The organism is Streptomyces sp. NPDC055287 (genome assembly GCF_053646035.1).
Map to the genome: position 1 here is coordinate 233,948 of NZ_JBSHNE010000004.1, position 26,313 is coordinate 260,260.

The 26,313-nt window shown below is 71.0% G+C and carries 27 protein-coding genes and 2 pseudogenes; 19 read left to right on the forward strand and 10 right to left on the reverse strand.

What is annotated here, in order from left to right:
- Both ACWIHY_RS09090 and ACWIHY_RS09095 read right to left on the reverse strand, forming a co-directional pair.
- The gene (locus tag ACWIHY_RS09090; protein WP_454374976.1) at positions 1-204 is read right to left on the reverse strand and encodes a DUF1918 domain-containing protein; all 204 of its coding nucleotides are present in this window, start codon (positions 202-204) and stop codon (positions 1-3) included.
- Positions 205-287: 83 nt separating this feature from the next.
- On the reverse strand, positions 288-1,217 hold the full coding sequence (locus ACWIHY_RS09095; RefSeq protein WP_454374977.1) for a DMT family transporter: 930 nt from the start codon (positions 1,215-1,217) through the stop codon (positions 288-290).
- On the opposite strand from ACWIHY_RS09095, the gene ACWIHY_RS09100 reads away from it, so the two are divergent.
- Positions 1,216-2,658: an aminotransferase-like domain-containing protein gene (locus tag ACWIHY_RS09100; RefSeq protein WP_454374978.1), complete on the forward strand. Its 1,443-nt coding sequence runs from the start codon at positions 1,216-1,218 to the stop codon at positions 2,656-2,658. The two genes, ACWIHY_RS09095 and ACWIHY_RS09100, sit on opposite strands and share 2 nt — an antisense overlap.
- 57 nt (positions 2,659-2,715) lie before the next feature.
- Here ACWIHY_RS09100 and ACWIHY_RS09105 read toward each other — a convergent pair whose 3' ends face one another.
- The 4 genes from ACWIHY_RS09105 to ACWIHY_RS09120 form a co-directional block, all read right to left on the reverse strand.
- A complete protein-coding gene (locus ACWIHY_RS09105) occupies positions 2,716-3,873 on the reverse strand; it encodes a methyltransferase (protein ID WP_454374979.1) in 1,158 nt (385 codons plus the stop codon).
- Positions 3,874-3,915: 42 nt separating this feature from the next.
- Positions 3,916-4,683 carry a VOC family protein gene (locus ACWIHY_RS09110; protein ID WP_454374980.1) on the reverse strand — a complete coding sequence of 256 codons (768 nt, stop codon included), beginning with the start codon at positions 4,681-4,683 and terminating at the stop codon, positions 3,916-3,918.
- Between the two features lie 160 nt (positions 4,684-4,843).
- Entirely contained in the window at positions 4,844-5,008 is a 165-nt protein-coding gene (locus ACWIHY_RS09115) for a hypothetical protein (protein ID WP_454374981.1), read from the reverse strand.
- 65 nt (positions 5,009-5,073) lie between these two features.
- Positions 5,074-5,637 carry a YdeI/OmpD-associated family protein gene (locus ACWIHY_RS09120; RefSeq protein WP_454374982.1) on the reverse strand — a complete coding sequence of 188 codons (564 nt, stop codon included), beginning with the start codon at positions 5,635-5,637 and terminating at the stop codon, positions 5,074-5,076.
- A 159-nt stretch (positions 5,638-5,796) separates the two neighbouring features.
- On the opposite strand from ACWIHY_RS09120, the gene argC reads away from it, so the two are divergent.
- From argC to ACWIHY_RS09145, 5 genes are all read left to right on the forward strand, one after another.
- The gene (gene argC, locus ACWIHY_RS09125) at positions 5,797-6,825 is read left to right on the forward strand and encodes an N-acetyl-gamma-glutamyl-phosphate reductase (protein ID WP_454374983.1); all 1,029 of its coding nucleotides are present in this window, start codon (positions 5,797-5,799) and stop codon (positions 6,823-6,825) included.
- A gap of 88 nt (positions 6,826-6,913) precedes the next feature.
- Positions 6,914-8,068: a bifunctional glutamate N-acetyltransferase/amino-acid acetyltransferase ArgJ gene (gene argJ, locus ACWIHY_RS09130; RefSeq protein WP_454374984.1), complete on the forward strand. Its 1,155-nt coding sequence runs from the start codon at positions 6,914-6,916 to the stop codon at positions 8,066-8,068.
- Positions 8,065-8,970 (forward strand): acetylglutamate kinase, encoded by a 906-nt coding sequence (argB, locus tag ACWIHY_RS09135; protein WP_454374985.1) that lies wholly within the window; start codon positions 8,065-8,067, stop codon positions 8,968-8,970. Before argJ ends, argB begins: the two co-directional genes overlap by 4 nt.
- Positions 8,967-10,181: an acetylornithine transaminase gene (locus ACWIHY_RS09140; RefSeq protein WP_454374986.1), complete on the forward strand. Its 1,215-nt coding sequence runs from the start codon at positions 8,967-8,969 to the stop codon at positions 10,179-10,181. Before argB ends, ACWIHY_RS09140 begins: the two co-directional genes overlap by 4 nt.
- 5 nt (positions 10,182-10,186) lie before the next feature.
- Positions 10,187-10,729, forward strand: a complete 543-nt coding sequence (locus tag ACWIHY_RS09145; protein ID WP_138895349.1) for an arginine repressor — start codon at positions 10,187-10,189, stop codon at positions 10,727-10,729.
- Between the two features lie 85 nt (positions 10,730-10,814).
- On the opposite strand, the pseudogene ACWIHY_RS09150 reads toward ACWIHY_RS09145, so the two are convergent.
- Positions 10,815-11,293 (reverse strand): annotated as a pseudogene (locus ACWIHY_RS09150) (FAD-dependent oxidoreductase); the annotation flags it as partial.
- Between the two features lie 245 nt (positions 11,294-11,538).
- Between ACWIHY_RS09150 and ACWIHY_RS09155 the strand changes: the two are divergent.
- The 5 genes and pseudogenes from ACWIHY_RS09155 (at position 11,539) to ACWIHY_RS09175 (ending at position 17,480) form a co-directional block, all read left to right on the forward strand.
- A pseudogene (locus ACWIHY_RS09155) lies at positions 11,539-12,736 on the forward strand (argininosuccinate synthase).
- A 104-nt stretch (positions 12,737-12,840) separates the two neighbouring features.
- Entirely contained in the window at positions 12,841-14,268 is a 1,428-nt protein-coding gene (gene argH, locus ACWIHY_RS09160; protein ID WP_454374987.1) for an argininosuccinate lyase, read from the forward strand.
- 66 nt (positions 14,269-14,334) lie between these two features.
- Complete coding sequence (locus ACWIHY_RS09165; RefSeq protein ID WP_454374988.1) at positions 14,335-15,306, forward strand: aldo/keto reductase; 972 nt, start codon at positions 14,335-14,337, stop codon at positions 15,304-15,306.
- A gap of 75 nt (positions 15,307-15,381) precedes the next feature.
- A complete protein-coding gene (locus ACWIHY_RS09170; RefSeq protein WP_454374989.1) occupies positions 15,382-15,933 on the forward strand; it encodes a TetR/AcrR family transcriptional regulator in 552 nt (183 codons plus the stop codon).
- Positions 15,930-17,480, forward strand: a complete 1,551-nt coding sequence (locus ACWIHY_RS09175) for an MFS transporter (protein ID WP_454374990.1) — start codon at positions 15,930-15,932, stop codon at positions 17,478-17,480. Before ACWIHY_RS09170 ends, ACWIHY_RS09175 begins: the two co-directional genes overlap by 4 nt.
- A 129-nt stretch (positions 17,481-17,609) precedes the next feature.
- Here the strand turns inward: ACWIHY_RS09175 and ACWIHY_RS09180 are convergent, their stop codons facing one another.
- On the reverse strand, positions 17,610-18,281 hold the full coding sequence (locus ACWIHY_RS09180) for a lysophospholipid acyltransferase family protein (protein WP_069929641.1): 672 nt from the start codon (positions 18,279-18,281) through the stop codon (positions 17,610-17,612).
- Between the two features lie 239 nt (positions 18,282-18,520).
- On the opposite strand from ACWIHY_RS09180, the gene ACWIHY_RS09185 reads away from it, so the two are divergent.
- The 3 genes from ACWIHY_RS09185 (at position 18,521) to ACWIHY_RS09195 (ending at position 20,856) form a co-directional block, all read left to right on the forward strand.
- Positions 18,521-19,672, forward strand: a complete 1,152-nt coding sequence (locus tag ACWIHY_RS09185; RefSeq protein ID WP_454374991.1) for a glycerophosphodiester phosphodiesterase — start codon at positions 18,521-18,523, stop codon at positions 19,670-19,672.
- Positions 19,673-19,760: 88 nt separating this feature from the next.
- On the forward strand, positions 19,761-20,315 hold the full coding sequence (locus ACWIHY_RS09190; protein WP_454374992.1) for a sigma-70 family RNA polymerase sigma factor: 555 nt from the start codon (positions 19,761-19,763) through the stop codon (positions 20,313-20,315).
- Between the two features lie 37 nt (positions 20,316-20,352).
- Positions 20,353-20,856: a GNAT family N-acetyltransferase gene (locus ACWIHY_RS09195; protein ID WP_454374993.1), complete on the forward strand. Its 504-nt coding sequence runs from the start codon at positions 20,353-20,355 to the stop codon at positions 20,854-20,856.
- A 65-nt stretch (positions 20,857-20,921) separates the two neighbouring features.
- Here ACWIHY_RS09195 and ACWIHY_RS09200 read toward each other — a convergent pair whose 3' ends face one another.
- Together ACWIHY_RS09200 and ACWIHY_RS09205 are read right to left on the reverse strand one after the other, a co-directional pair.
- A complete protein-coding gene (locus tag ACWIHY_RS09200) occupies positions 20,922-21,347 on the reverse strand; it encodes a hypothetical protein (RefSeq protein ID WP_454374994.1) in 426 nt (141 codons plus the stop codon).
- 2 nt (positions 21,348-21,349) lie between these two features.
- Positions 21,350-21,709 carry a hypothetical protein gene (locus ACWIHY_RS09205; protein WP_454374995.1) on the reverse strand — a complete coding sequence of 120 codons (360 nt, stop codon included), beginning with the start codon at positions 21,707-21,709 and terminating at the stop codon, positions 21,350-21,352.
- A gap of 62 nt (positions 21,710-21,771) precedes the next feature.
- On the opposite strand from ACWIHY_RS09205, the gene ACWIHY_RS09210 reads away from it, so the two are divergent.
- The 5 genes from ACWIHY_RS09210 to ACWIHY_RS09230 all read left to right on the forward strand — a co-directional run bounded on the left by ACWIHY_RS09210 (position 21,772) and on the right by ACWIHY_RS09230 (position 26,313).
- Positions 21,772-22,425, forward strand: a complete 654-nt coding sequence (locus ACWIHY_RS09210) for an HAD family hydrolase (protein WP_454374996.1) — start codon at positions 21,772-21,774, stop codon at positions 22,423-22,425.
- 391 nt (positions 22,426-22,816) lie between these two features.
- On the forward strand, positions 22,817-23,896 hold the full coding sequence (locus ACWIHY_RS09215; RefSeq protein ID WP_454374997.1) for a methionine ABC transporter ATP-binding protein: 1,080 nt from the start codon (positions 22,817-22,819) through the stop codon (positions 23,894-23,896).
- Positions 23,893-24,564, forward strand: a complete 672-nt coding sequence (locus ACWIHY_RS09220; protein ID WP_454374998.1) for a methionine ABC transporter permease — start codon at positions 23,893-23,895, stop codon at positions 24,562-24,564. The genes ACWIHY_RS09215 and ACWIHY_RS09220 overlap by 4 nt, the downstream gene beginning before the upstream one ends.
- Positions 24,565-24,639: 75 nt before the next feature.
- On the forward strand, positions 24,640-25,503 hold the full coding sequence (locus tag ACWIHY_RS09225) for a MetQ/NlpA family ABC transporter substrate-binding protein (RefSeq protein WP_454374999.1): 864 nt from the start codon (positions 24,640-24,642) through the stop codon (positions 25,501-25,503).
- A gap of 162 nt (positions 25,504-25,665) precedes the next feature.
- The gene (locus ACWIHY_RS09230; RefSeq protein ID WP_454375000.1) at positions 25,666-26,313 is read left to right on the forward strand and encodes a GNAT family N-acetyltransferase; all 648 of its coding nucleotides are present in this window, start codon (positions 25,666-25,668) and stop codon (positions 26,311-26,313) included.

The following is a 26,313-nucleotide window of genomic DNA, read 5'->3' on the forward strand; positions in this document are numbered from 1 at the left end:
CTACTGCGGTGTTCCGCCGTGCTGGGTGTGGCGTACGACGGAGTCCGGACCCGGCGCGACCAACGCCTCGTGCCCGTCGTCGAACTGGACTCGGTACGGCGGGGTGCCCTCGGAACCCAGCACCTCGACGATCTTCGCGACCTTGTCCTCATGGCCCACGGTCCTGCCGTGCACCAGCAGCTGGTCGCCCACGCTCGCTTGCATCGGGAGTGCCCTTCTCGAGGCCGACTCTAGGTAGGGCCAGTCTATGGCCGGGGCCGGGAGTTGGCGCCCTCCTGCTCGGCCGTTCAGGTCCGCGCGCGCTGGGTGACCGCGATGCAGACGAGTACGCCGACTGCCGCGAGGGGGGCCGCGGGGGAGAGGTGCTCGCCGAGCAGGGCGACCGACCAGACCAGGGTCAGCAGGGGCTGGGCGAGCTGGAGCTGGCTGGCCTTGGACACGCCGATCTCGGCCATGCCGCGGTACCAGACGACCAGGCCGAGGAACTGCGAACCGACCGCGACCCACAGGAGCCCGGTGACGCTGTGCGCCGTGAAGTGCACCGGCTCGGCGGTGAGCGCCACGGCCGCCACGGGTGCGGCGAGCGGGAGGCACAGCACGAGTGCCCAGCCGATGACCTGCCAGCCGGGCATCTCGCGCGCCAGCCTGCCGCCCTCGGTGTAACCCGCGGCGCAGACCAGCAGCGCGCCGAAGAGGTACACATCGCCGGCGGACAGCGCGCCGCCGCTCTGCTGCACGGTGAAGGCGATCACCACGGCGGCGCCGGCGAGGGCCGCCAGCCAGAACGCCCGGGACGGCCGGGCGCCCGTCCGCAGGGCCGAGAAGGCGGCGGTGGTCAGCGGCAGCAGGCCGACCACTACAGCGGCGTGCGAAGTGGTGGAGGTCTGGAGAGCGAGCGTGGTCAGCATCGGGAAGCCGAGGACCACGCCGCCGCCGACCACGGCCAGTCCGGTCCAGTGGCGGCGGGCCGGCACGGGTATGCGCAGGACGAGCAGGGCGGCGCCGGCGACGAGTGCGGCCAGGACGCTGCGTACGGCCACGAGCGACCAGGGGCCGAAGCCTTCGAGGCCCCAGGCGGTGGCCGGGAAGGTGAGCGAGAAGGCGGTGACGCCGAGAGCGGCGAGGAGGGTACCGCTGCGGGCGCCGGTGGCGCGGCTGCCGGAGTCGCTGCTGACCGCTACTGTCACCGTGCGAGTAGCGCTATTCTGTGCTGTCATGCACGAGCGTAGCAGTGTGGCAGAGCTGGCAGAATCCCTTAAGCGTGAACTCGACCGCTACTCACCTGGTGGAAAGCTCCCGTCGAGCCGGGCGCTGGTCGAGCGCTACCGGGTGAGCCCGGTGACGGTCGCGCGCGCCCTCGCGCAGCTCGCCGCCGAGGGTCTGGTCGTCACCCGGCCCGGCGCGGGCGCCTTCCGCACACAGCCCCGTACGGACGCGGCCGCGCCCGGTGACACGTCCTGGCAGGAGGTCACGCTCAGCGCCGACGGCGCCACCGAACTCGTGCCGCGCTCGGTCGACGCGTCCGGTGTCCTGGTCACGCTCGCCGCCCAGCCGCCCGGCGTCATCGAGTTCAACAGTGGCTACCTCCATGCCTCCCTCCAGCCCGAGCGGGCCATGGCGGCCGCCCTCGCCAGGGCCGGCCGCCGCCCCGGCGCCTGGGGGCGCCCGCCCACCGACGGCGTCCCGGAGCTGCGCGAATGGTTCGCCCGGGGGATCGGCGGCGCCATCACCGCGGCCGAGGTGCTCATCGCCGCCGGCGGCCAGAGCGCGCTGACGACCGCCCTGCGCGCCCTCGCCCCGCCCGGCGCCCCGGTGCTGGTCGAGTCGCCGACGTACCCCGGCATGCTGGCGATCGCCCGCGCTGCCGGGCTGCGCCCGGTCCCCGTGCCGGTGGACGCGGACGGCGTGCGCCCCGAACTCCTCGCCGCGGCGTTCAAGGCCACCGGCGCCCGCGTCTTCGTGTGCCAGCCGCTCTTCCAGAACCCGACCGGCGCGGTGCTCTCGGCCGAGCGCCGCCCGGAGGTGCTGCGGATCGCCCGTGAGGCGGGGGCCTTCGTCGTCGAGGACGACTTCGTACGGCGCCTCGTCCACGACGACGCGGGGCCGCTGCCCCGGCCGCTGGCGACCGACGACCACGACGGCGTCGTCGTGCACGTCTGCTCGCTCACCAAGGCGACCTCGCCGAGCTTCCGCGTGTGCGCCCTGGCGGCGCGCGGACCGGTGCTGGAGCGGCTGCGCGCCATCCAGGTCGTCGAGAGCTTCTTCGTGCCCCGGCCGCTCCAGGAGGCCGCCGTGGAGCTGGTCGGCTCCCCGGCGTGGCCGCGCCATCTGCGGACCGTGTCGGGCGAGTTGAGGGTCCGCCGCGACACCCTGGTCGCCGCCCTGCGCCTGGACCTCCCCGAACTGGGCCTGCCGCACATTCCGGCGGGCGGCTACCACCTGTGGTTGCGGCTGCCCGACGGCGCGGACGAGAGCGCGGTGGTCTCGGCGGCGCTGCGGGCGGGCGTCGCGATCGCGCCCGGCCGCCCGTACTTCAGCGCGGAACCGACGGCGGGACACGTGCGGCTCAGCTTCGCGGGGGTGGCGGGACCGGCGGAGATCACCGAGGGCGTACGACGGCTGCGGGGCGCGTGGGCGGGGCTGCTGGGCGGGGAGTAGGGGCGGCCACTGCCCGGCCCGCCCAACGGGCAGGTCGCCGCACCGGCCCCCCGGGGCCTAGCGCTTCACCGCCCGCAGGACCACGAACTTCGGGTCGCTCGCGACCAGTTCGCTGTTGCCGAAGACCCGGCGCAGCGTCACGTGGTAGCCGAGATGCCGGTTGCCGACGACCCACAGCTCGCCGCCGGGCCCGAGCGCGTCCCGCGCCCCGGTGAACATCCGCCGCGCGGTCGCGTCCGTCGTCGCCTGGTGGCTGTGGAACGGCGGGTTGTTCAGAACGAGATCGACCGTCCCGTCCGGTACGCCCGACAGGCCGTCGCCCACCAGGAACTCCGCCTTCCGGTCCGCCCCGGCGTTCGTCCGGAACGTGGCCTGCGCCGAAGCCACCGCCTGGAACGACTCGTCGGTGAACAGGACCTCGGCCTCGGGGTTGGTGAGCGCGGCCGCCGTACCCACCACGCCGTTGCCGCAGCCCAGGTCCACGACGCGCTCGGGGCCCCGGCGGCGGGGAAGGTGGCGCAGAAAGAACCGCGTGCCGATGTCGAGGCGCTCGGCGCAGAAGATGCCCGCGTGGTTGGTGACGGTCATGCCGGAGACCACGCCGACGTCGGGGGGCAGGGCGTAGCTGTGCGGCCACGGGGCGGTGCCACGGGCGAGTCCCGGGTCCGGCGTACAGAGGATGAGCCGTGCCTTGCGCACCGCCAGCGACGTGCGCGTCGTACCGAGAATCCGCTCGAACAGCCTGAGCGTCGACGTGTGGATCTCCTTGACCATCCCCGTGCCGACGACGACCGTGTCCGCGTGGACGTGCGGGGCGAGCCGGTGCAGCTGGTCCTCCAGCAGCGCGAGGCTCTTGGGGACGCGAATCAGCAGTACGTCGATCCGCTCCGGCGGGGGCTCCTGCGTGGACAGCAGCCGCACAGAGGACGCGTCGGTCCCGTTGCGTTCCAGGTTCACCCGGGTCGCCTGCTGGGTCAGGAACGAGTCGGTGATCTGGGTGGGGCGGCAGCCGGCGAGGGCGGTGGCCAGGGCGCCCCACCGGTCGCCGACCACGACGACGGTGCCGGACAGGTCCGCGGCGGGCGCGTCGGCCGTTCCTTCGAGATGCCGCAGCACGTACTCGTCGGCTGCGTCCCAGGCGCGCAGCCTGTCGCGGGGGTCCTCGGGGAAGCGGACGAGGTCGTACTCGCCCCGTGACGTCGTCAAATGGTTCATTGTGCCCTCAGGCTAACCGAGCGACCGCCCGCCCCACTCCGGTCACTCCTGCGGGGCCGGGGGCCTGGCGATCACGCTGAACGCGGTGCCGAAGGGATCGGTGATCTCCGCGTACCGGCCGTACGGGGAGTCCGCCGGTTCACCGGCGGTGCCTCCCGCCGCGACGGCGCGCTCCGCCAGCGCGTCGGTGTGCGCGACCTCGAACGTGGTCTGCCAGGCGGAGGCGGTGGCCGAGGGGTCGCCGAAGATGCCGCCGATCTCGTGGCCGTCGGGGCGCCGCAGGAAGGTGAAGTCGAAGCCGGGCAAGTCTTCGTTGCCGTCGAGGGTGAAGCCGAAGAGCGCCGTGTAGAAGTCCCGCGCGGGACCCGGATCCGGCGTACTCAGATCGTTGCGTACGAGCGAACCGGGCTCGTTCACGATCCGGCATCCGGGACGGGTGCGGCCCTGCCAGAGACCGAACCGCGCGCCGACGGTGTCCGAGGCGAGGGCGACGCGTGCCAGGCCGCCGAGGTCCAGCGGCTTCTGCGCCAGGGTGCCGCCGGCGTCGACGACGCGCCTGGCGGTGGCGTCGCAGTCCTCCGTGGCGAAGTACACGCGCCAGAAACCGGGGGCGGGGTCGGGCGCGGAGGCGGGGCGGAACCCGGCCACCGCCAGCCCGCGCAGCAGGCAGGTGGTGGAGCCGTCGGTCCCCGCCTCGTAGGTCCAGCCGAACAGCGCGCGGTAGAAGTCCTTCGCGCGGGCGAGGTCGGGGACGTCGAGGTCGATCCAAGTGGGCGTGGAATCCGGCTGGTCGCTGTCGACACGGCTCATCCGCTGCTCCTGTTCGCGGGGGCTGGTACGCCGAGGCTAGACCCGGTGTAGGACAGGTTCTGTCCGCGACGCGCGGCTCCCTCGCTCCTGACGCGAGGGCGTCGAGGGCGGTGATGCGGCCGTGCTGTTTCCGCTGCGACGGCGACCGCCGGGGGCGTGGTCAGCCGGCCACGGCGAAGAGTCCGACGAAAATGGCCACGTAGGACAGCACGAGCGTGCCCACCACCGCCGCCACCAGGAGGACGGCCTTCATCGCCCTTTCCGCCGGCCGTTCGGTACGTACGGGCCGCACAGGAGCTTGGGGGTCACGCTCGGGAGCACTCATGGACCCATCCTGTCGGCCGCGGTGCCACCTGCCCATCCGTACAGGTACTCATGGATGACGCCCGCTCAGCTCCTCAGCGTGCGCAGCGCTCGTTCCAGCCGGGCCTGCCTGCTCTCCGGCGTGAGCGCCTGAAGGAGCGGCAGGATCACCAGATAGCGGCCGGTCCTGTCCAGTGCGTCGAACGCCTCCCGGGCCGCGGGATTCGCGTCGAGCGCCGCCGCGAGGTCGGGTGGCACCGTCGCCGTCTTCTGCGACGCGTACGCACCCGCCCAGCGCCCGTCCTGCTGCGCCTTTCGTACCTCGGCCAAGCCGGGTTCGCGCATCCGTCCCGCCGCCGTAAGCTTCTCGACCTTGTCCACATTCACCTGCGACCACAGGCTTCCGGGGCGGCGGGGCACGTACTTCTGCAGGTAGTACTGAGTGTCACAGGACCGCCGCTGCCCGGAGATCCAGCCGTAGCACAGCCCGACGTCGACGAGTTCGTCGGCGGAGACCGTCGGAATGCCGGACCTCTTCTTGGCCATCCTGATCCACACGCCCTCGTGGCGCGTGTGGTTCCCGGCCAGCCAGCCCTCGAACGCCTCGGCGTCCGGGAAAGCGATGATCTCCACGCCGCCGAGCTCGTCCATGAGGATCAGGCTAGCGCCCGCCCGGCCGGTCCCCGCCGCGACCGGGCGACGCGATCGCGGACGCCGCACTCCATCCGGTGCCCGCCCCGACACCTCCTTTTCATTGCATAAAACTGCGGCATTGCGTATAGTCATGCCATCGACGAGGAGGAATTTCCGATGGCGGTACGTGCGGCAGTGGCAGGGGCGAGTGGGTACGCGGGCGGGGAACTGCTCCGCCTGCTCCTCGCCCACCCCGGCGTGGAGATCGGCGCCCTGACCGGCCATTCCAACGCGGGTCAGCTCCTCGGAGCCCTCCAGTCGCATCTGCTGCCGCTCGCCGGACGCGTCCTGGAGCCGACCACCGCCGAGGTGCTGGCCGGGCACGACGTCGTGTTCCTCGCGCTTCCGCACGGCCAGTCCGCCGCCGTCGCCGAGCAGCTCGGCGGCGACGTGCTCGTGGTCGACATGGGCGCCGACTTCCGGCTCCGGGACGCCGGTGACTGGGAGAGGTTCTACGGTTCGCCGCACGCCGGCACGTGGCCGTACGGCCTCCCCGAGCTCCCCGGCGCCCGCGCCGCGCTCGAGGGCTCCAAGCGGGTCGCCGTCCCCGGCTGCTACCCCACGGCCGTCTCGCTCGCCCTCTTCCCGGCGTACGCCGCCCAGCTCGCGGAGCCGGACGCGGTGATCGTCGCCGCCACCGGTACCTCCGGAGCGGGCAAGGCGCTCAAGCCGCATCTGCTCGGCAGCGAGGTAATGGGCTCCATGACGCCGTACGGCGTCGGTGGCGGCCACCGTCACACGCCCGAGATGATCCAGAACCTCAGCGCCGCCGCCGGGGAGCCGGTCACCGTCTCCTTCACGCCGACGCTGGCCCCCATGTCCCGCGGCATCCTCGCCACGTGCAGCGCCAAGGCGAAGCCGGGCGTGACCGTGGCGGGCGTCCGGGCCGCCTACGAGAAGGCGTACGCGGACGAGCCGTTCGTGCACCTCCTGCCCGAGGGGCAGTGGCCCGCGACCGCCTCCGTGTACGGCTCCAACGCCGTCCAGATCCAGGTCGCGTACGACGAGGCCGCCGGCCGCGTCATCGCGATCAGCGCCATCGACAACCTCGCCAAGGGCACGGCCGGCGGCGCGGTGCAGAGCATGAACATCGCCCTCGGACTCCCCGAGGAGACAGGTCTTTCCACGGCAGGAGTGGCACCGTGAGTGGCGCACGCGCAGCCGCCCGGCTGCAGGCAATGACGAAAGCCGCACCGCTGCGCTGCGCGGGCGGAGAAGCGAACGAGGAGATGCAGTGAGCGTCACGGCACCGAAGGGATTCACCGCGGCGGGCATCGCTGCGGGGATCAAGGACAGCGGCAACCCCGACCTGGCCCTCGTGGTCAACAACGGGCCCCGCCTGGCGGCCGCGGGCGTCTTCACCTCCAACCGTGTGAAGGCCGCGCCGGTCCTGTGGTCCGAGCAGGTTGTCAAGGGCGGCCGGATCTCCGCCGTCGTCCTCAACTCCGGCGGCGCCAACGCCTGTACGGGGCCGAAGGGCTTCCAGGACGCCCACGCCACCGCCGAGAAGGCCGCAGAAGTGCTCGAAGGTCACAGCGCCGGCGAGATCGCCATCGCTTCCACCGGCCTCATCGGCATCACCCTGCCCATGGACAAGCTCCTCCCCGGCATCGAGCGGGCCGCCACCGAGCTCTCCGCGCACGGCGGCGAGAAGGCGGCCATCGCCATCAAGACCACCGACACCGTCCACAAGACGGCCGTCGCGGGCGGCGACGGCTGGACCGTCGGCGGCATGGCCAAGGGCGCGGGCATGCTCGCCCCCGGCCTCGCCACCATGCTCGTCGTGCTGACGACCGATGCCGACGTCGAGGCGGACGTACTCGACAGGGCGCTGCGTGACGCCACCCGCCAGACCTTCGACCGCGTCGACTCCGACGGCTGCATGTCGACGAACGACACGGTGCTGCTGCTCGCCTCCGGCGCGTCTGAAGTGACCCCCGGACACGACGAGTTCGCCGCCGCCGTACGCACCGTCTGCGACGACCTCGCCCGCCAGCTCATCGGCGACGCGGAGGGGGCCAGCAAGGACATCCGCATCGAGGTCGTCAACGCCGCCAGTGAGGACGACGCCGTCGAGGTGGGCCGCTCCATCGCCCGTAACAACCTCCTCAAGTGCGCCATCCACGGCGAGGATCCCAACTGGGGCCGTGTCCTCTCCGCGATCGGCACCACGCAGGCCGCGTTCGACCCCGACGAGCTCAACGTCGCCATCAACGGCATCTGGGTCTGCAAGAACGGCAGCGTCGGCGACGACCGCGACCTGGTCGACATGCGCTACCGGGAGGTCAAGATCACCGCGGACCTCGCCGCGGGCACCGAGTCGGCCGTCATCTGGGCCAACGACCTCACCGCCGACTACGTCCACGAGAACAGCGCGTACAGCTCATGAGCACGCGTAAGCACACCGCACTGCCCAAGGCGCAGATCCTCGTCGAGGCGCTGCCGTGGCTCACCCGCCACCACGGCCGCACCGTCGTCATCAAGTTCGGCGGCAACGCCATGATCGACGAGGATCTGAAGGCCGCCTTCGCCCAGGACGTCGTCTTCCTGCGGCACGCCGGCCTCAAGCCGGTCGTCGTGCACGGCGGCGGCCCGCAGATCAGCGCGCAGCTCGACCGGCACGGCCTGGTGAGCGAGTTCAAGGCGGGCCTGCGGGTCACCACGCCCGAAGCCATGGACGTCGTACGCATGGTCCTGGCCGGCCAGGTGCAGCGCGAGCTCGTCGGGCTGCTCAACCAGCACGGCCCGCTCGCCGTCGGCATGACCGGCGAGGACGCACACACCATCACCGCCACCCAGCACTACCCGCAGATCGACGGTGAGTCCGTCGACATCGGGCGGGTCGGCGAGATCACCGCCATCGACACCGGTGCCATCCAGGCCCTGCTCGACGACGGCCGTATCCCGGTCGTCTCGTCCATCGCCCGCAGCGCGGACGACCATCACGTCTTCAACGTCAACGCCGACACCGCCGCAGCCGCGCTCGCGGCCGCGCTCGGCGCCGAGACGCTGATGGTCCTCACCGATGTCGAGGGCCTCTACGAGGACTGGCCCCACAGCGACGAGGTGATCAGCCGGCTCACGGCGAAGGAACTGGAGACGCTGCTGCCCGAGCTCTCCAGCGGAATGGTCCCCAAAATGGAAGGGTGCCTGCACGCCGTGCGCAACGGGGTCAACACCGCCCGCGTGATCGACGGCCGCGTGCAGCACTCGATCCTGCTGGAGATCTTCACCGACGAGGGCATCGGCACGATGGTCGTGCCCGACGAGCACGAAGGGGGAGCGCAGTGACATCGCACGACGGCACCGCGAACCAGGAGCTGGTTCAGCGCTGGCAGGGCGTCATGACGGACAACTACGGCACGCCCAGGCTGTCGCTCGTCCGCGGCCGGGGCGCGAAGGTGTGGGACGCGGACGGCAAGGAATACGCCGACTTCGTCGGAGGCATCGCCGTGAACGCCCTCGGCCACGCCCACCCCGCGATCGTCGACGCGGTCAGCCGTCAGATCGCCTCGCTCGGCCATGTCTCGAACCTCTTCGTCGCCGAGCCGCCCGTCGCGCTCGCCGAGCGGCTGATCCAGATCTCCGGCCGCCCGGGCCGCGTCTTCTTCTCCAACTCGGGCGCCGAGGCCAACGAGGCCGCCTTCAAGATCGGGCGTCTGACCGGCCGTACGCACATGGTCGCCACCGAGGGAGGCTTCCACGGCCGGACCATGGGCGCTCTCGCCCTCACCGGCCAGAAAGCCAAGCGGACGCCCTTCCTGCCGCTCCCCGGCGAGGTCACGCACGTGCCGTTCGGCGACGTCGACGCGCTGCGCGCCGCCGTCACCACCGACACCGCGCTGCTGGTCATCGAGCCGATCCAGGGCGAGCTCGGAGTCGTCGTGCCGCCCGAGAACTATCTGCGGGCCGCCCGCGACATCACCCGCGCCACCGGCACCCTCCTCGTCCTCGACGAGGTCCAGACGGGCATCGGACGCACGGGCCGCTGGTTCGAGTACCAGGGACACGACGCCGTCGAGCCCGACGTCGTCACGCTTGCCAAGGGGCTCGGCGGCGGTCTGCCGCTCGGCGCGACGCTCGCCTTCGGCTCTGCCGCGGACCTCCTCAAGCCCGGCCAGCACGGCACGACGTTCGGCGGGAACCCTGTGGCGTGCGCCGCCGGACTCGCCGTACTGGACACCATCGCGGCCGACGGACTCCTCGACCACGTCAAGCGGATCGGGGAAAAGCTGCGCGACGGAATTGAGTCACTCGGGCACCCGCTGGTCTCCCACGTCCGTGGTGCCGGCCTGCTCCTGGGTATCGTGCTCACCGAGTCCCTTGCTCCCCAGGTGCAGCAGGCGGCTCAGGACGCCGGATTCCTGGTGAACGCGCCCGCCCCCGATGTCGTACGGCTCATGCCGGCGTTCGTCGTCGGAGACGAAGAGGTGGACACGTTCCTCCGGGCTCTCCCCGGCGTTCTCGACACCGCACACGGGGACCGACGATCCGGAGAATGACACCGATGACCGAGGCGCAGGCGCAGGACAACGAGCACGGCGGCCCTGCCGTACCGCAGACCCGCACCGCCAGGCACCGCCGGATCGTGGACATCCTGAACCGGGCCCCGGTGCGCTCGCAGAGCCAGCTGGCGAAGCTCCTCGCCGACGACGGGCTGAGCGTCACCCAGGCGACGCTCTCCCGCGACCTCGACGAGCTGGGCGCGGTGAAGATCCGCAACACGGGCGGCGAGCTGATCTACGCCGTACCGAGCGAGGGCGGCTTCCGCACGCCGCACGCGCCGCTCGGCGAGTCCGCCAAGGAGGAGCGCATGCGGCGCCTCTCCGGCGAACTGCTGATCTCCGCCGAGGCCTCGGCCAACCTCGTCGTGCTGCGTACGCCGCCGGGGGCCGCCCAGTTCCTGGCCTCCGCCATCGACCAGGCCGAGCTGAACGCCATCCTGGGCACCATCGCGGGCGACGACACGCTGCTGCTCATTTCCCGCGACCCGGCGGGCGGCCAGGCCCTCGCGGACCACCTGCTGCGCCTGGCCCAGAACGACCGTTAGCCGGACCGCGGCTCGGTCCGCGCGAGGCCGGCAGCGGCAGCGGCAGCGCGGGCAGGCCGTCCGGGCTCACGCCGACGCAGTCCTGGCGTTGCAGGTACGCGGCGGTCTCGGTGCCGGCGTACCCGCCGCCGACCACCAGGAACTGCAGCCGCGCCGCGCGCTCCGCCTCGTCCGTCGTGGCGGCGGCGATGTCGAGCTGGGCGATGACGTGGTCGCGCACATGAGCCGCCTCGGCCAGGGTCTTCATGCCGCGCCCGTGGTCCAGCAGGCCGGGGATGTCGAAGGTGCGGGTGGTGCTTCCGGCCGCGAGGACGAGCTGGTCGTACGGCTCGGCGACCACCTCGCCGGTGATCTTCCTGATGACGCACACCTTGGCCCCGGCGTCGACGCCGATGGCGCCGCCCGGGCAGATCCGGGTGCGCCGCAGCCTGCGGCGCAGCGACACCGCGACGACTGCGGGGTGAGGACGCCGGCCGCCGCATGCGCAGCAGCGGCAGGTAGAGCTGGTAGTCGGACGGCGATACGAGCACCAGCTCGGCCGCGCGGGGACAGCCTGCGTTCCAGCCGCTGGAGGCACTCGACCCCGGCGAAACCCGCACCGGCCCCAACGGGGTCTTCGCTCGCGCCTCATAGGGGTCCACTGCTCCTCACCGCCGGCGAAGCTGATCTCCCCCCACCTTCGGTGTACGCGCGGGCGGCCGCCCGCCGGTGAGGGCATTGGGGGCTCCGGGAGCGCGGGGCACATTGACGAAACATACGGTGGAGTGCATACTTATACCCATCACCGCATGCATCGTAAGGAGATACTCGTGACCGAGCGCGTCGTACTCGCCTACTCGGGCGGCCTGGACACCTCTGTCGCCATCGGCTGGATCGCCGAGGAGACGGGCGCCGAGGTCATCGCCGTCGCCGTGGACGTCGGCCAGGGCGGCGAGGACCTGGACGTCATCCGCAAGCGCGCGCTCGCCTGCGGTGCGGTCGAAGCCGAGGTCGCGGACGCCAAGGACGAGTTCGCCAACGAGTACTGCCTGCCGGCGATCAAGGCGAACGCCCTCTACATGGACCGGTACCCGCTGGTCTCGGCCCTCTCCCGGCCGGCCATCGTCAAGCACCTGGTCGCCGCCGCCGGCAAGCACGGCGCCTCGATCGTCGCCCACGGCTGCACCGGCAAGGGCAACGACCAGGTCCGCTTCGAGGCCGGTATCTCCGCCCTCGGCCCCGACCTGAAGTGCATCGCCCCGGTCCGCGACTACGCGATGACCCGGGACAAGGCGATCGCCTTCTGCGAGGAGAAGGACCTCCCGATCGCGACCACCAAGAAGTCCCCGTACTCCATCGACCAGAACGTCTTCGGGCGCGCCGTCGAGACGGGCTTCCTGGAGGACATCTGGAACGCCCCGATCGAGGACATCTACGAGTACACCGCCAACCCGGCGCTCCCGCGTGAGGCCGACGAGGTCGTCATCTCCTTCAAGGAGGGCGTCCCGGTCGCCATCGACGGCAGGCCCGTCACCGTCCTCCAGGCGATCCAGCAGCTCAACGAGCGGGCGGGCGCCCAGGGCATCGGCCGGATCGACATGGTCGAGGACCGGCTGGTCGGCATCAAGTCCCGTGAGGTGTACGAGGCCCCGGGCGCGATCGCGCTGATCACCGCCCACCAGGAGCTGGAGAACGTCACCGTCGAGCGCGAGCTGGCCCGCTACAAGCGGCAGGTCGAGCAGCGCTGGGGCGAGATGGTCTACGACGGCCTGTGGTTCTCCCCGCTCAAGCGCGCCCTGGACGGCTTCATCAACGAGGCCAACCAGCACGTGACCGGAGACATCCGGATGACGCTGCACGGCGGCCGCGCCGTCGTCACGGGACGCAAGTCCGACGAGTCGCTGTACGACTTCAACCTGGCGACGTACGACTCGGGCGACACGTTCGACCAGTCCAAGGCCCGAGGGCTTCATCGAGATCTTCGGTCTGTCGTCGAAGATCGCCGCACGGCGTGATCTGCAGGCATAGCCTGACGTGACCTCACGCCACCACAACTCGTTCGACAGCCGCCTCCCCGTTGCTCCGCGGCGGGGAGGCGGCCGCACATCCCCACCCCTTGAGGAGCAGTAGCTGTGAGCAGCAACAACGGTGACGTCCGGCTCTGGGGCGGCCGCTTCGCCGACGGCCCGGCCGAGGCCCTCGCCAAGCTGTCCGCGTCCGTCCACTTCGACTGGCGGCTGGCGCCGTACGACATCGCCGGCTCGCGCGCCCACGCCCGTGTGCTCCACAAGGCGGGGCTGCTCACCGCGGACGAGCTGGAGCGCATGCAGGCAGGTCTCGACCAGCTCGAGGCCGATGTCGCGGACGGTTCGTTCGTCGGCACGATCGCCGACGAGGACGTCCACACGGCCCTGGAGCGCGGACTCCTGGAGCGGCTCGGCGCCGACCTCGGCGGCAAGCTGCGCGCCGGCCGGTCCCGCAACGACCAGGTCGCCACGCTCTTCCGGATGTACCTGCGCGACCACGCCCGCATCATCGGCGGCCTCGTCGCCGAGCTCCAGGACGCCCTGGTCGGTCTCGCCGAGGCCCACCCGGACGTCGCCATGCCGGGCCGTACGCACCTTCAGCACGCCCAGCCGGTCCTCTTCGCCCACCACGTCCTGGCCCACGTCCAGTCCCTCTCCCGGGACGCCGAGCGGCTGCGTCAGTGGGACGAGCGGACCGCCGTGTCGCCGTACGGATCGGGCGCCCTGGCGGGCTCGTCGCTCGGCCTGGACCCGGAGGCGGTCGCCGCCGACCTCGGCTTCGAGCACGGCTCCTCGGGCAACTCCATCGACGGCACGGCGTCGCGCGACTTCGTCGCCGAGTTCGCCTTCATCACCGCGATGATCGGCGTCAATCTCTCCCGGATCGCGGAAGAGATCATCATCTGGAACACGAAGGAGTTCTCCTTCGTCACCCTCCACGACGCCTTCTCGACCGGCTCGTCGATCATGCCGCAGAAGAAGAACCCGGACATCGCCGAACTCGCGCGCGGCAAGTCGGGACGTCTGATCGGCAACCTGACCGGTCTGATGGCGACCCTGAAGGCGCTCCCGCTCGCGTACAACCGCGACCTCCAGGAGGACAAGGAGCCGGTCTTCGACTCCTGCGACACGCTCGAAGTCCTGCTGCCCGCCTTCACCGGCATGATGGCCACGCTCACCGTCAACCGGGAGCGCATGGAGGAGCTGGCGCCGGCCGGCTTCTCGCTCGCCACCGACATCGCCGAGTGGCTGGTCCGGCAGGGCGTGCCGTTCCGGGTCGCGCACGAGGTCGCCGGCGAGTGCGTCAAGGAGTGCGAGCAGCACGGCATCGAGCTCGACCAGCTCACCGACGAGCAGTTCGCCAAGATCTCCCCGCACCTCACCCCCGAGGTCCGTACGGTCCTGAACGTCGTCGGCGCCCTCGCCTCCCGCAACGGGCGCGGCGGCACCGCGCCGTCGGCGGTCGCGGTCCAGCTCGCAGAGGTGAAGGCGGACTTGGCGACTCAGCACGCCTGGGCCACCGCCAAGCACTGAAGCGCGCGGTCCGGTTGAGTACGGTAGTGAGGGACCGTACTCGACCGAACCCGCGGGGAGGCCACGATGCCCTTTGCCCGGCTGTCGGCGGCGACCACTGCCACCGCCCACTTCGGACTCGGCCTCGCGGCCGTCGGCCGTCCGGCGTACATCACGCCCGACCGGGACCGTGATCTGCCCGGCGGACGCGCCCCCGACGCCCTGCGCGAGCGCGCCCACGAACTGCTGGACGCCGCCTACGCGCAGGGCGTGCGTTACATGGACGCCGCGCGCTCCTACGGCCGGGCGGAGGAATTCCTCGGGGAGTGGCTGCGCGCCAGGCCCGACGTCCAGGACGTGGTGATCGGCAGCAAGTGGGGCTACACGTACACCGCCGACTGGAGTACGGACGCCGAGGTCCACGAGGTCAAGGACCACAGCGTGGAGGCCTTCGAGCGTCAGCGCGCGGAGACCGGCGCCCTGCTGGGCGAGCGTCTCGACCTGTACCAGATCCACTCCGTCACGCCCGACAGCCCGGCGCTCACCGATCCGGCGCTCCACGCCCGTCTGGCGGAACTCGCCGCCGGCGGAGTCACCGTCGGCATTTCCACGAGCGGCCCCGCCCAGGCCGACGCCGTCCGGGCGGCACTCGCCGTCACGGTGGACGGCGAGCCGCTGTTCCGTACGGTCCAGGCCACGTACAACGTGCTGGAGACCTCGGCGGCGGACGCGCTGGCCGAGGCCCACGAGGCGGGCCTCACCGTGATCGTGAAAGAGGCCCTGGCCAACGGCAGGCTCGCCGGCTCCGCCGCCCCGCCCGCGCTGCGCGCCGTCGCCGGGGAAACGGGCGCGACCCGCGACGCCGTCGCCATGGCCGTGATCCTGCGGCAGCCCTGGGCCGGCGTGATTCTCTCGGGTGCGGCCACGACGGTACAGCTGTCGTCGAACCTGCACGCGGCCGTGGTGGACCTCGACGAGGGGCAGCTGGCCCGCCTCGCGGAGCTGCGGGAGGAGCCGGCGGCGTACTGGAAGCACCGCTCGGAGCTGCCCTGGAGCTGACCGTTTCCGACAGCGGATCGTCGCCGACGACCGACGATCGAGACATTGATGTCTCATTTGGGTTATTGTTGTCTCATGACTGTCGATCGCGAGCAGGTGCTCCGCACCGCGGCCGCCCTCCTTTCCCGCAAGGCGACCGCGACCATGGACGAGGTCGCCAAGTCGGCCGGCATCGGCCGTGCCACCCTGCACCGCCACTTCGCCGGGCGGGAAGCCCTGGTCAAGGCGCTCGAAGAGCTCGGAATCCGTGAATTCGAGGCGGCGCTCGACGCCGCCGGGCTCGACGAGGGACCCGCCGAGGAAGGGCTGCGCCGCCTGATCGCGGAGATCGAGCCCGCCGCCGGTCTGCTCGCCTTCCTCGTCACGGAGAACCAGCTCTTCGAGGGCGCCCATGTCAATGAGGGATGGGGCCGTCTGGACGCGCGGGTCTCCGCGCATTTCCGGCGCGGACAGCAGCAGGGAGAGTTCCGGATCGACCTCACCCCGGCCTGGCTGACCGAGGCGCTGTACGGGTTGATCGGCACCGGCGCGTGGGCCGTCCAGGACGGCCGGGTGGCGGCCAAGGACTTCCAGTACATGATCGTCGAGTTGCTGCTCGGCGGAGCACGTCGGAACGTGGAGCAATGACCAGTAGCGGCCGGCACCAGATGGCGCGGAACGCCATCCACCATCCCGGCCGCTGGCTGGCGCTCGGCGTGCTCGTCCTCGCCGTGCTGCTGGTCGCCGTCGACGCGACCGTGCTCGGCCTCGCGACGCCCTTCCTCAGCGAGGACCTCCAGCCCTCCGGCACCCAACTGCTGTGGATCGGCGACGTCTACTCGTTCGTCATCGCCGGTCTGCTCGTCTCGATGGGCAGCCTCGGCGACCGGATCGGCCGCAAGAAGCTGCTGCTGAGCGGCGCGGTCGCGTTCGGCGCGGTCTCCGTGCTGAACGCGTACGCCTCCAGCCCCGAGATGATGATCCTCGCCCGCGCGCTGCTCGGCGTGGCCGGTGCGACGCTGATGCCGTCCACGCTCGCGCTGATCCGCAACATCTTCCACGACGCCGAGGAACGCAGCTTCGCCATCGGCGTCTGGGGCGCCGCGGCCTCGGCCGGCGCGGCCGTCGGCCCGGTCGTCGGCGGCTTCCTGCTGGAGAATTTCTGGTGGGGCTCGGTCTTCCTCATCAACGTGCCCGTGATGGTGGTCCTGGTCCTCGTCGGCATCAAACTCCTGCCCGAGTCCAAGGACCCGGCGCCCGGCCCCTGGGACCTGCTCAGCGTCGGGCTCTCCTTCGTCGGCATGATCTGTTTCGTGTACGCCGTCAAGGAGGCGGCGGCGCACGGCCTCACCTGGGGGATCGGGCTCACGGGGCTGGCCGGTCTGGCGGCGCTCTTCTGGTTCGCACGGCGCCAGCTCACGCTTCCCGCGCCACTGCTGGACATGCGGCTGTTCCACCACCGGGGGTTCTCCGGCGCCGTCCTCGCCGACCTGCTGACCATCCTGGGCCTCTCCGGCCTCGTGTTCTTCCTCTCCCAGTTCCTGCAGCTCGTCCAGGGACGCACGCCCCTGGAGTCGGGACTCATCGAACTGCCCGCGGCCGCCGGTGCGGTCGCCGCGGGCCTGGCGGCCGGCTACGTGGCGCGCAGGATATCGGTCCGCAGCGCGGTGACCGGCGGCCTGATGGCGCTGGGTCTCGGCCTGTTGACCTGCACCGTCGTCACGGCTGACACCGGCGTGCCGATGCTGGTCGCGGCCATGATCGTCGGCGGCATCGGGGCGGGCCTGGCCTTCACCGTAACGGCGGACGTCATCCTGGGCAGCGTCCCCAAGGAGCAGGCCGGATCCGCGTCGGCCGTCTCCGAGACGGCGTACGAACTGGGCGCGGCGCTCGGCATCGCCCTGCTCGGCTCGATCGTGACGGGCATCTACCGCAGCTTCACGGTGCCCCCGGGCACCCCCGCCGAGGTGGCGGACTCGGCACACGAATCGCTCGGCGGGGCCGTGGAGTCGGCGGAGTCCCTGCCGCCCGAACAGGGCGCCGCACTGATCTCCGCGGCGCAGGACGCCTTCACCGACGGGTTCCAGGCCGGGGCGTGGGTGGGGTCGGTGGTGCTGTTCGCGACGGCGGTCGCCGCCTGGTTCATGCTGCGGGGCCAGAAGCTGGCGGAAGGCATCGTCGCGGACGCGGACTGAGGGGCGGGCGCACGACTGCGGGACGGCGTACGGCGGAGGGGCGGGCGTACGGCGGAGGGGCCGCGCGCCGCTGTCGGCGGCACGGCCCCTCCGTCGTACGTCCGGGCCGCGTCGGGCGGCCGCGTCGGCTCAGGCAGCCTTCGCCTTCGTCGCGTACATGTCCACGTACTCCTGGCCGGAGAGCCGCATGACCTCGGCCATCACCGAGTCCGTCACCGCGCGCAGCACATAGCGGTCGCGGTCCATGCCCTCGTAGCGCGAGAACTCCATCGGCTCACCGAACCGCACGGTCACCTTGCCGGGGCGCGGCAGGCCGGCGCCGCCCGGCTGGAGCTTGTCCGTACCGATCATCGCGAACGGAACCACCGGCGCGCCGGTCATCAGCGTGAGGCGGGCGATGCCCGTACGGCCACGGTAGAGGCGGCCGTCGGGGGAGCGGGTGCCCTCCGGGTAGATCGAGAAGATCTTGCCCTCCTCGAGCACCCGGCGGCCGGTCATCAGCGCCGCGACACCGCCGCGGCCGCCGTCCCGGTCCACCGGGATCATGCCGCAGCTCGTGAAGAACCAGGCCATCAGCCGGCCCTTGAGCCCCTTGCCGGTGACGTACTCGTCCTTGCCGATGTAGTAGACCTGCCGGTCACAGCAGATCGGCATGATCATCGAGTCGATGAACGTCAGATGGTTCCCCGCCAGGATGACCGGACCGGTCCCGGGAATGTTCTGGGCGCCCTCCACCTGTGGCCGGAACATCAGACGCAGGATCGGTCCGAGCACTGCCTTGATGAGCGCGAGACGGGACAACGGTTCCTCCGGTGTCGTGGCCGGGTGGGGCTGGGCGGCCTGTTCTGTATGAAGTCTGTGCAGGTGAGGACGATACTCGTGGGGTCCGGCTGATCGCACATCGGGTTCATCACTTCGATACGCAGTGTTGACGTGTGTTTCCACTGTGTTCCGTCCAGAGCCTCGTCCACGTAAGACGTAGGCGCCTACGATCAGGCCCTTCCTTCTTGGCTGGTGCGGGACATGACAGAGGAGCGTTCATGACACAGGGCGGACAGCGAAACCCCGGGCGGCGCACGGTTCTCGGCGCGGCGGTACTCGGGGCGGGCGGCGTCACGCTCGGGCTGCCGGGTACGGCGAGCGCCGCCGCCGGCAAGGACCACGCTTCGTACCGCGATCTTCCCGTACCGACCGTCGTGGCGCACCGCGGAGCCAGCGGCTACCGGCCGGAGCACACCATCGGCTCGTACCAACTCGCCCTGGACATGGGCGCGCACGTCATCGAGCAGGACCTCGTCCCCACCAAGGACGGGCATCTCGTCTGCCGACACGAGAACGACATCACCGGCACCACGGATGTCGCCGCGCACCCCGAGTTCGCGTCCCGCAGGACAACGAAATCCGTCGACGGCGTGTCGCTGACCGGCTGGTTCACCGAGGACTTCACGCTCGCCGAGCTCAAGACGCTCCGTGCCAAGGAGCGGATCCCGGGCACCCGGCAGGAGAACACCCTGTACGACGGCCGCTGGACGATCCCCACCTTCGAAGAGGTGCTGCGCTGGGCCGAGCAGGAGGGTCGCGCCCGCGGGCGGCGGGTCTGGCTCCACATCGAGACGAAGCACCCCACGTACTTCCGCGGCCTCGGCCTCGGCCTCGAAGAGCCGCTGGCCGGACTGCTGCGCAAATACGGCCGTCACAAGAAGAACTCGCCGAACTTCCTCCAGTCCTTCGAGCCCAGCAGCATGCAGCGCCTCGCCGGGCTGGTCGCCGCGCCGCGCGTCGTCCTGCTGTCGGGCGCCACCACCCGGCCCTGGGACTTCCAGGTGGCGGGCGACCCGCGCACCGTCGCCGACCTGGTCAAGCCCGAGGGCCTGAAGTGGATCGGCGGCTTCGCCCAGGGCCTCGGCCCCACCCTCGACCTCGTCATCCCCAAGGACGCGGCGGGCAAGCTCGGGACGCCGACGACGCTGGTGCGCGACGCGCACGCGCAGGGCCTGGTCCTCCACCCGTACACCATGCGCAACGAGAACAGCTTCCTGCCCGCGGACTTCCGGCGCGGCACCGACCCGGCGGCGTACGGGGACGCCTTCGGGGCGTTCAAGGTGTACTTCGAGCAGGGCATCGACGGGATCTTCTCCGACAACCCGGACACGGCGCTGCTCGCGGCAGCCGATTTCGCTCGCGACCGCTGAGGACCCGCCGCGCGGTCACCCGTCCACGGACGGGTGACTGTCGCGCCGCGCGGCAACCGCCGGCCGCCGCCGTCACGTCCCGCCTGGCATGACCCTCCCCGTGCCTGCCGCCCCGCCCACGGCCTCACCGGCCGCTCTCTTCCGTACGCTGCGCCCCCTGCTCGCCGCCGAAGCCGTGGCCGAGGCCGCGGACGGGGGAGTCGAGCCGGGCGACCTCGAGCAGGCCGTGTGGCTGCGGCTCCTCGAGCTCCTCGACGGGTCGGGTCCGCCGCCCGACCCGGCGGGCTGGCTGCTGCACGCCGTACGCACCGAGGCGAGCCTGGCCCGGCGCGCGACGCGGCGCGAACTGCCGTACTCCGTACCGCCGGCCGCGACGACGGACACCGCCTGCCCGGAACGCGCCGCGCTGAGCGCCGAGCGGCGGCGGGCACTGCGCGCCGCGGTACGCAGGCTGCCCGGCAGGTGTCCACGGCTGCTGGACGCGATGCTGTCGCCGACGGACCTCACCTACCGGGAAATCGCAGGAAAGTTGGGAATGTCACAAGGCAGCTTGGGGCCCATGCGTTCCCGTTGCCTGGGATGCCTGCGCAGAATGCTGGCGGCGGAGGTTGCGGCTCCAGGGCAAAGGGGAATGGAGCGATAAGCAACCGGCGTATCAGGCGAGCGGGAGGCATGCACACATGGGCATGAGCGTGACCATCTCAGCGGCAACGGCGCAGGATGCCGAGCAGATCCTCAAGTTGCAGTACCTGTGCTATCAGGGCGAGGCCGAGCTGTACGGCGACTACAGCATCGAGCCGCTCACCCAGACCCTCGACGATCTGCGGGCCGAACTCGGCCGCAGCCACACGCTGGTGGCGCGGCTCGGCGACGAGGTGGTCGCGTCGGTGCGCGCGGCTGTCGACGAAGAGGGCACCGCGAAGATCGCGAAGCTCATCGTGCACCCCCGGATGCAGCGGCACGGGCTGGGCGGGCGGCTGCTCGACGCGATCGAGGCGTACTTCGCCGGGGAGCCCGCCGCCAAGCGCTTCCAGCTGTTCACCGGTCACCGCAGCGAGCGCAGTCTGCGGCTGTACCGCAGCCACGGTTACGCCCCGGTCGCCACGGAGCAGATCGCCCCCGGCTTCGCGCTGGTCACCTTCCAGAAGGAGACGGTGGCGCAGGAGTACGCGGCGAGCGCGTAGGAACCCGCGCTCGGGGCAGCTGGATCTGCGGCGGGTCGGGGATCAAGCCCGCCGCAGGCGCCCGCCTATCCCCGCCGTGCCCGCCGCAGCCACAGCACGCCCGTCACCGGCAGCAGTACGGGAATGAACAGGTATCCCTTCCCGAACGCCGACCACACCGTGGCGTCGGAGAACGCCGACGGCTCGATCACCGTCCAGGTTCCCACCACCAGCACGCCCAGGAGCTCCGCGCCGCAGCACACCAGCGCGGCTCGCCGGGCCGTCTCCCCGCCCCGCACCAGGGTGTACGTGATGAAGGCGTACACCACCGCGGCCAGCGCGGACAGCGTGTAGGCGAGCGGCGCCCGGTCGTACTCCGTGGCGATCTGGAAGGCCGACCGGGAAACGGCGCCGACGGACATGACGCCGTACAGCCACACCAGCAGCAGCCCCGGCCCCCGCACCAGCCTGGTCCGCATACGGTCCCGTTCCTGTGCGACGTGCTCGCTCATCCTCAGCCTCCCCAGATGTCGTGGAGCCGGACTTCGAGCACGGCCAGCACGACCGCGCCGGCCGCGACGGTCACCGAGCCCCAGCGGGTCCGCTCGGCCAGCGACAGAAAGCCGGCCGCGGGCACCGCCGCGAGCGCCCCGACGAGATACGAAACGAAGATCACCGCGCCCTCGTCCGGCTTCTCGCCACGCGCCAGCTGCACGATGCCGACCACCAGCTGGGCGAGCGTGAGCAGGGACACCACGGCCATGCCGATGAAGTGCCAGTCCTTGGTGGGCTGATCGCGGAAGGCGGCGTAACCGCACCACGCGGCGAGTACGAGCGCGGCCACGGAGACCGCGACCGTCAGGGCGTCAAGCATGACGACGAGCGTATTACGCCCGTTTACGTCCACGACAACGGGTGGGCGTAGGGTCGGTCGGCATGAAGATCGACGCCCAGGCCCTCCTGTTCGACAACGACGGAACGCTCCTCTCCTCCATGGAGTCGGTGATCCGCTGCTGGACCCGCTGGGCGGGGGAGTACGGCATATCGGCCGAGGAATTCGCGGCCGTCGAGCTGCACGGGCGGCCCGCCGCCGAGATCGCCGCGGACCTGCTGCCCGCGGACGTGGTCCCGGGTGCGGTGGCGCGTATCGAACAGCTCGAGGTCGAGGACGTGACCGGCCCCGGGAGCGTCGTCCTGCTCCCGGGAACGGCCGCACTGCTCGCGAGCCTGCCCGCCGACCGCTGGGCCGTCGTCACGTCCGCCACCCGCCGGCTCGCCGAGGCCCGCCTGGTCGAGGCAGGCATCCGCCCCAAGGCGATGATCGCCGCCGACGACATCACGCGCGGCAAGCCCGATCCGGAGCCCTACCTGCTGGCGGCCCGCAGGCTCGGGGTGGACCCGGCCCGCTGCGTGGTCTTCGAGGACGCTCCCGCAGGGCTCCGGGCCGGGCGCGCTGCGGGCATGACAACCGTGGCGTTGGCCACAACCCACGACCGTTCGGAGCTGGTCGCGGACATCGTCGTGAACGACCTCTCGGCCGTCTCGGCACAGGCCACGAGCGGCGGTGTGGAGATCGTCGTCGCGGACTGACCGCGACCGGACGGGGTCCTGTGGCGAGACAATGACGTCCGCTATTCGGACAGCGTTGATCGATGCGTACGCACGTCTGGTTTACTCATCGCATGACCACGACGAGCAGCCGCACCCTTGCGACCGAGGCGACGATGACGCCCGGTGCTCGTTGTATGTGTCGAATGTGCGCCTTCTGAGGGCCCCTGCCTGAGCCTCGCGCCCCGAAGCGAGACCCCGACAGCCGCGCCCCGTGTCCATCCGAGTGCGTACTCGCTCGAAGGGCCGGGCCCGCCTGCCCCGCGCACGCGTTGCCTCCGGTACCCACCGACCCAGCCGTGCCACGTCCACAAGACGAATGCCCCGTGCCCGGCGGACACTTCGCCGCGCACTCGACAGTGACGGAAATCCTGTGATCACCACTACGGGCCTCACCAAGGTCTACCCATCGCGTGGCCGCGAAGTCACCGCCCTGGACGGCGTCGACCTGCACGTCCGCGAGGGCGAGGTGTACGGCGTCATCGGCCAGAGCGGCGCCGGCAAGTCCTCCCTCATCCGGTGCGTCAACCTGCTGGAGCGCCCCACCGCCGGCACGGTGACCGTCGACGGGCAGGACCTCACCGCGCTCGCCGGCCGAGGCCGCCGCGCCGGCAAGGAGCTGCGCGAGGCGCGCAGCCGCATCGGCATGGTCTTCCAGCACTTCAACCTCCTGTCCTCGCGCACCGTGCAGGACAACGTCGAGCTGCCGCTGGAGATCCTCGGCGTCTCCGGCCAGGAACGCTCCCGCAAGGCGCTCGAACTGCTCGACCTCGTCGGCCTCGCCGAAAAGGCGAAGGCCTACCCCGCCCAGCTCTCCGGCGGCCAGAAGCAGCGCGTCGGCATCGCCCGCGCCCTGGCCGGCGACCCCAAGGTGCTGCTCTCCGACGAGGCCACCTCGGCCCTCGACCCCGAGACCACCCGCTCGATCCTCCAGCTCGTGCGGGACCTGAACCAACAGCTCGGCCTGACCGTCCTGCTCATCACGCACGAGATGGACGTCGTCAAGACGGTCTGCGACTCGGCCGCGCTGATGAAGAAGGGCCGGATCATCGAGTCCGGCACGGTGAGCGAACTCCTGGCGACACCGGGCTCCGAACTGGCTCACGAGCTGTTTCCGGTGGGCGGGCAGGCGTCGGGCCCCGGCCGCACCGTCATCGACGTCACCTTCCACGGTGAGGCCGCGACGCAGCCGGTGATCTCCCAGCTCTCCCGTACGTACAACATCGACATCTCGATCCTGGGCGCCGCGATGGACACCGTCGGCGGCAGGCAGATCGGCCGGATGCGCATCGAGCTGCCCGGCCGGTACGAGGAGAACGTCGTCCCCGTCGGTTTCCTGCGCGAGCAGGGGCTTCAGGTCGAGGTCGTCGAGGACGAACAGGCCACCGACGGACCCGCCGGCGTACCGGCGCAGACCGCTGCCCCCGCGCTGGTGAAGGAAGGTGCCAAGTGAACTGGTCGGAGATGCAGCCGCTGCTGACGCAGGGAACCATCGACACCCTCTACATGGTGTTGTGGTCCACCGTCGTCTCGGTCATCGGCGGACTGCCGCTCGGCATCCTGCTCGTCCTCACGGACAAGGGCGGGCTGCTGCAGAACGTCGCCGTCAACAAGGTCATCGGCGTGATCGTGAACATCGGCCGCTCGCTGCCGTTCATCATCCTGCTGATCGCCCTGATCCCCTTCACGACGCTGGTCGTCGGTACGTTCATCGGCCCCAGCGCGATGATCGTGCCGCTCGCCATCGGCGCCATCCCCTTCTTCGCCCGGCTCGTCGAGACCGCGATCCGCGAGGTCGACCACGGGCTGGTCGAGGCGGTCCAGGCGATGGGTGGCGGCGTGCCGACCGTCGTCTTCAAGGTGCTGCTGCCGCAGTCCCTGCCGTCCCTGATCTCCGGGATCACCACCACGGTCATCGTCCTCGTCGGCTACTCGGCGATGGCGGGCGCGGTCGGCGGCGAAGGCCTCGGCAGCAAGGCCGTGACGTACGGATACCAGCGCTTCGAGACCGAGTTCATGCTCGTCACCGTCGTCGTCCTGATCGCGCTCGTGACCGTCGTGCAGCTCATCGGCGACGGCGTGATCCGGCTCCTGGCGCGTCGCGGACGTACCGCCTCCTAGAACCTCCTGACCCAAGCAAGCCCGCACTCCTTGTCCGGGCGACACCACCGCAACACCCAGAAAGAGGCACTTTTCGTGCGTAAGAACATCAAGATCACCGCCACTGCCGCCGCCTCCGCCGCCATCGCCCTCGGCCTCACCGCCTGCGGCACGGCCTCCGACCCGGGCGCCAAGACCGAGTCGGGCGGCAAGGCCGACGCGTCCAAGGCCCTCGTCGTCGCCGCGTCCCCGACGCCGCACGCCGACATCCTCAACTACGTCAAGGACAACCTGGCGGCGAAGGCCGGCCTGAAGCTCGAGGTCAAGGAGTTCACGGACTACGTCCTGCCGAACACCGCCACCCAGAGCGGCGAGGTCGACGCCAACTTCTTCCAGCACAAGCCGTACCTCGACGACTTCAACAAGAAGAAGCGCACGACCATCGTGCCCGTCGCCGATGTCCACCTCGAGCCGCTGGCCCTCTACTCCAAGAAGGCCAAGGACATCAAGGACATCAAGCCCGGCCAGACGGTCGCGGTGCCCAACGACACCACCAACGAGGGCCGCGCGCTCAAGCTGCTCGCGGACAACGGCCTCATCACGCTGAAGGACGGCGCGGGCCAGGACGCCAAGCTGAGCGACATCAAGGACAAGAAGGGCCTGGAGTTCAAGGAGCTGGAGGCGGCCACGCTGCCCCGCGCCCTGAACGACGTCGACGCGGCCGTCATCAACGGCAACTACGCCATCGAGGCCGACCTCAAGCCCGCGAAGGACTCGCTGGCGATCGAGAAGGCCGAAGGCAACCCGTACGCCAACTTCCTCGCGGTCAAGAAGGGCAATGAGAAGGACGCGCGCGTGCAGAAGCTCGCCAAGCTCCTGAACTCCGACGAGGTCAAGAAGTTCATCGAGGACAAGTACGCCGGCTCGATCGTGCCGGCCTTCGGTGCCGTCAAGTCCTGACGCCCGTACGGTCCTTGTGAGCCAGGGCCCCGCCGGCCGCACGCGGCCGCGCGGGGCCTTCGCGCGCCCGGAGCGCCGCCACCCGGCCATGCACACGGCAGGGATGATGCTGCATGCTGTGCCTTTACGTCCTTCACGACGGTCCACGGCATGGAGCTGCGCATGACTACCACCTTCCCGGACATCTCCATCAGCACGGACCGGCTGGTGCTGCGCCCCTTCGACGAGTCGGACATCCCCGCGCTCACCGAGATGATGAACGACGAGATGGTCACCGCCTGGACGTCCGCGCCGCACCCCTACACCACGCGCGACGGCGAGCGCTGGGTTCGCAGGATCGCTCCTGCGGAACGCACCCAGGGCCGCGGAATCGCGCTCGCCGTCACCGAATTCCTCACCCAGCGGCTCGTGGGGACCGTCCACCTCCAGCACACCGACTGGCGCACACGCGCCACTGAGGTCGCCTATGTGACAGCTCCGTGGGCGCGCGGCGAGGGTTACGCCACCGAAGCGGTGCTCGCAGTCGCCCAGTGGATCTTCCGCGACCTGCGGTTCGAGCGCCTGGAACTGCGCACGGCCGCCGACAACACCGCCGCCCAGCAGGTCGCGCAGAAGATCGGCTGCATCAGCGAGGGCATCCTGCGCAATGCCTGGATAGCGCGCACGCGGACCGAGAACGGCACGGACGGCGGCTGGACCGACATCCGCACCGATTTGATCGTGTGGAGCCTGCTGCCCGAGGATCTCGAAGGTGTGGCCGACCGGATGGCCGAGGCCGGAGGCTACGGGGCGTACAACGACTGGAACTGA

Excerpts from the sequence above, each read along its gene's own strand:
- ACWIHY_RS09090 (WP_454374976.1), bottom strand. The coding sequence starts at position 204 with ATGCAAGCGAGCGTGGGCGACCAGCTGCTGGTGCACGGCAGGACCGTG.
- ACWIHY_RS09100 (WP_454374978.1), top strand. The coding sequence starts at position 1,216 with ATGCACGAGCGTAGCAGTGTGGCAGAGCTGGCAGAATCCCTTAAGCGT.
- ACWIHY_RS09095 (WP_454374977.1), bottom strand. The coding sequence starts at position 1,217 with ATGACAGCACAGAATAGCGCTACTCGCACGGTGACAGTAGCGGTCAGC.
- ACWIHY_RS09105 (WP_454374979.1), bottom strand. The coding sequence starts at position 3,873 with ATGAACCATTTGACGACGTCACGGGGCGAGTACGACCTCGTCCGCTTC.
- ACWIHY_RS09110 (WP_454374980.1), bottom strand. The coding sequence starts at position 4,683 with ATGAGCCGTGTCGACAGCGACCAGCCGGATTCCACGCCCACTTGGATC.
- ACWIHY_RS09115 (WP_454374981.1), bottom strand. The coding sequence starts at position 5,008 with ATGAGTGCTCCCGAGCGTGACCCCCAAGCTCCTGTGCGGCCCGTACGT.
- ACWIHY_RS09120 (WP_454374982.1), bottom strand. The coding sequence starts at position 5,637 with ATGGACGAGCTCGGCGGCGTGGAGATCATCGCTTTCCCGGACGCCGAG.
- argC (WP_454374983.1), top strand. The coding sequence starts at position 5,797 with ATGGCGGTACGTGCGGCAGTGGCAGGGGCGAGTGGGTACGCGGGCGGG.
- argB (WP_454374985.1), top strand. The coding sequence starts at position 8,065 with ATGAGCACGCGTAAGCACACCGCACTGCCCAAGGCGCAGATCCTCGTC.
- ACWIHY_RS09145 (WP_138895349.1), top strand. The coding sequence starts at position 10,187 with ATGACCGAGGCGCAGGCGCAGGACAACGAGCACGGCGGCCCTGCCGTA.
- ACWIHY_RS09165 (WP_454374988.1), top strand. The coding sequence starts at position 14,335 with ATGCCCTTTGCCCGGCTGTCGGCGGCGACCACTGCCACCGCCCACTTC.
- ACWIHY_RS09170 (WP_454374989.1), top strand. The coding sequence starts at position 15,382 with ATGACTGTCGATCGCGAGCAGGTGCTCCGCACCGCGGCCGCCCTCCTT.
- ACWIHY_RS09175 (WP_454374990.1), top strand. The coding sequence starts at position 15,930 with ATGACCAGTAGCGGCCGGCACCAGATGGCGCGGAACGCCATCCACCAT.
- ACWIHY_RS09185 (WP_454374991.1), top strand. The coding sequence starts at position 18,521 with ATGACACAGGGCGGACAGCGAAACCCCGGGCGGCGCACGGTTCTCGGC.
- ACWIHY_RS09190 (WP_454374992.1), top strand. The coding sequence starts at position 19,761 with ATGACCCTCCCCGTGCCTGCCGCCCCGCCCACGGCCTCACCGGCCGCT.
- ACWIHY_RS09195 (WP_454374993.1), top strand. The coding sequence starts at position 20,353 with ATGGGCATGAGCGTGACCATCTCAGCGGCAACGGCGCAGGATGCCGAG.
- ACWIHY_RS09200 (WP_454374994.1), bottom strand. The coding sequence starts at position 21,347 with ATGAGCGAGCACGTCGCACAGGAACGGGACCGTATGCGGACCAGGCTG.
- ACWIHY_RS09205 (WP_454374995.1), bottom strand. The coding sequence starts at position 21,709 with ATGCTTGACGCCCTGACGGTCGCGGTCTCCGTGGCCGCGCTCGTACTC.
- ACWIHY_RS09210 (WP_454374996.1), top strand. The coding sequence starts at position 21,772 with ATGAAGATCGACGCCCAGGCCCTCCTGTTCGACAACGACGGAACGCTC.
- ACWIHY_RS09230 (WP_454375000.1), top strand. The coding sequence starts at position 25,666 with ATGACTACCACCTTCCCGGACATCTCCATCAGCACGGACCGGCTGGTG.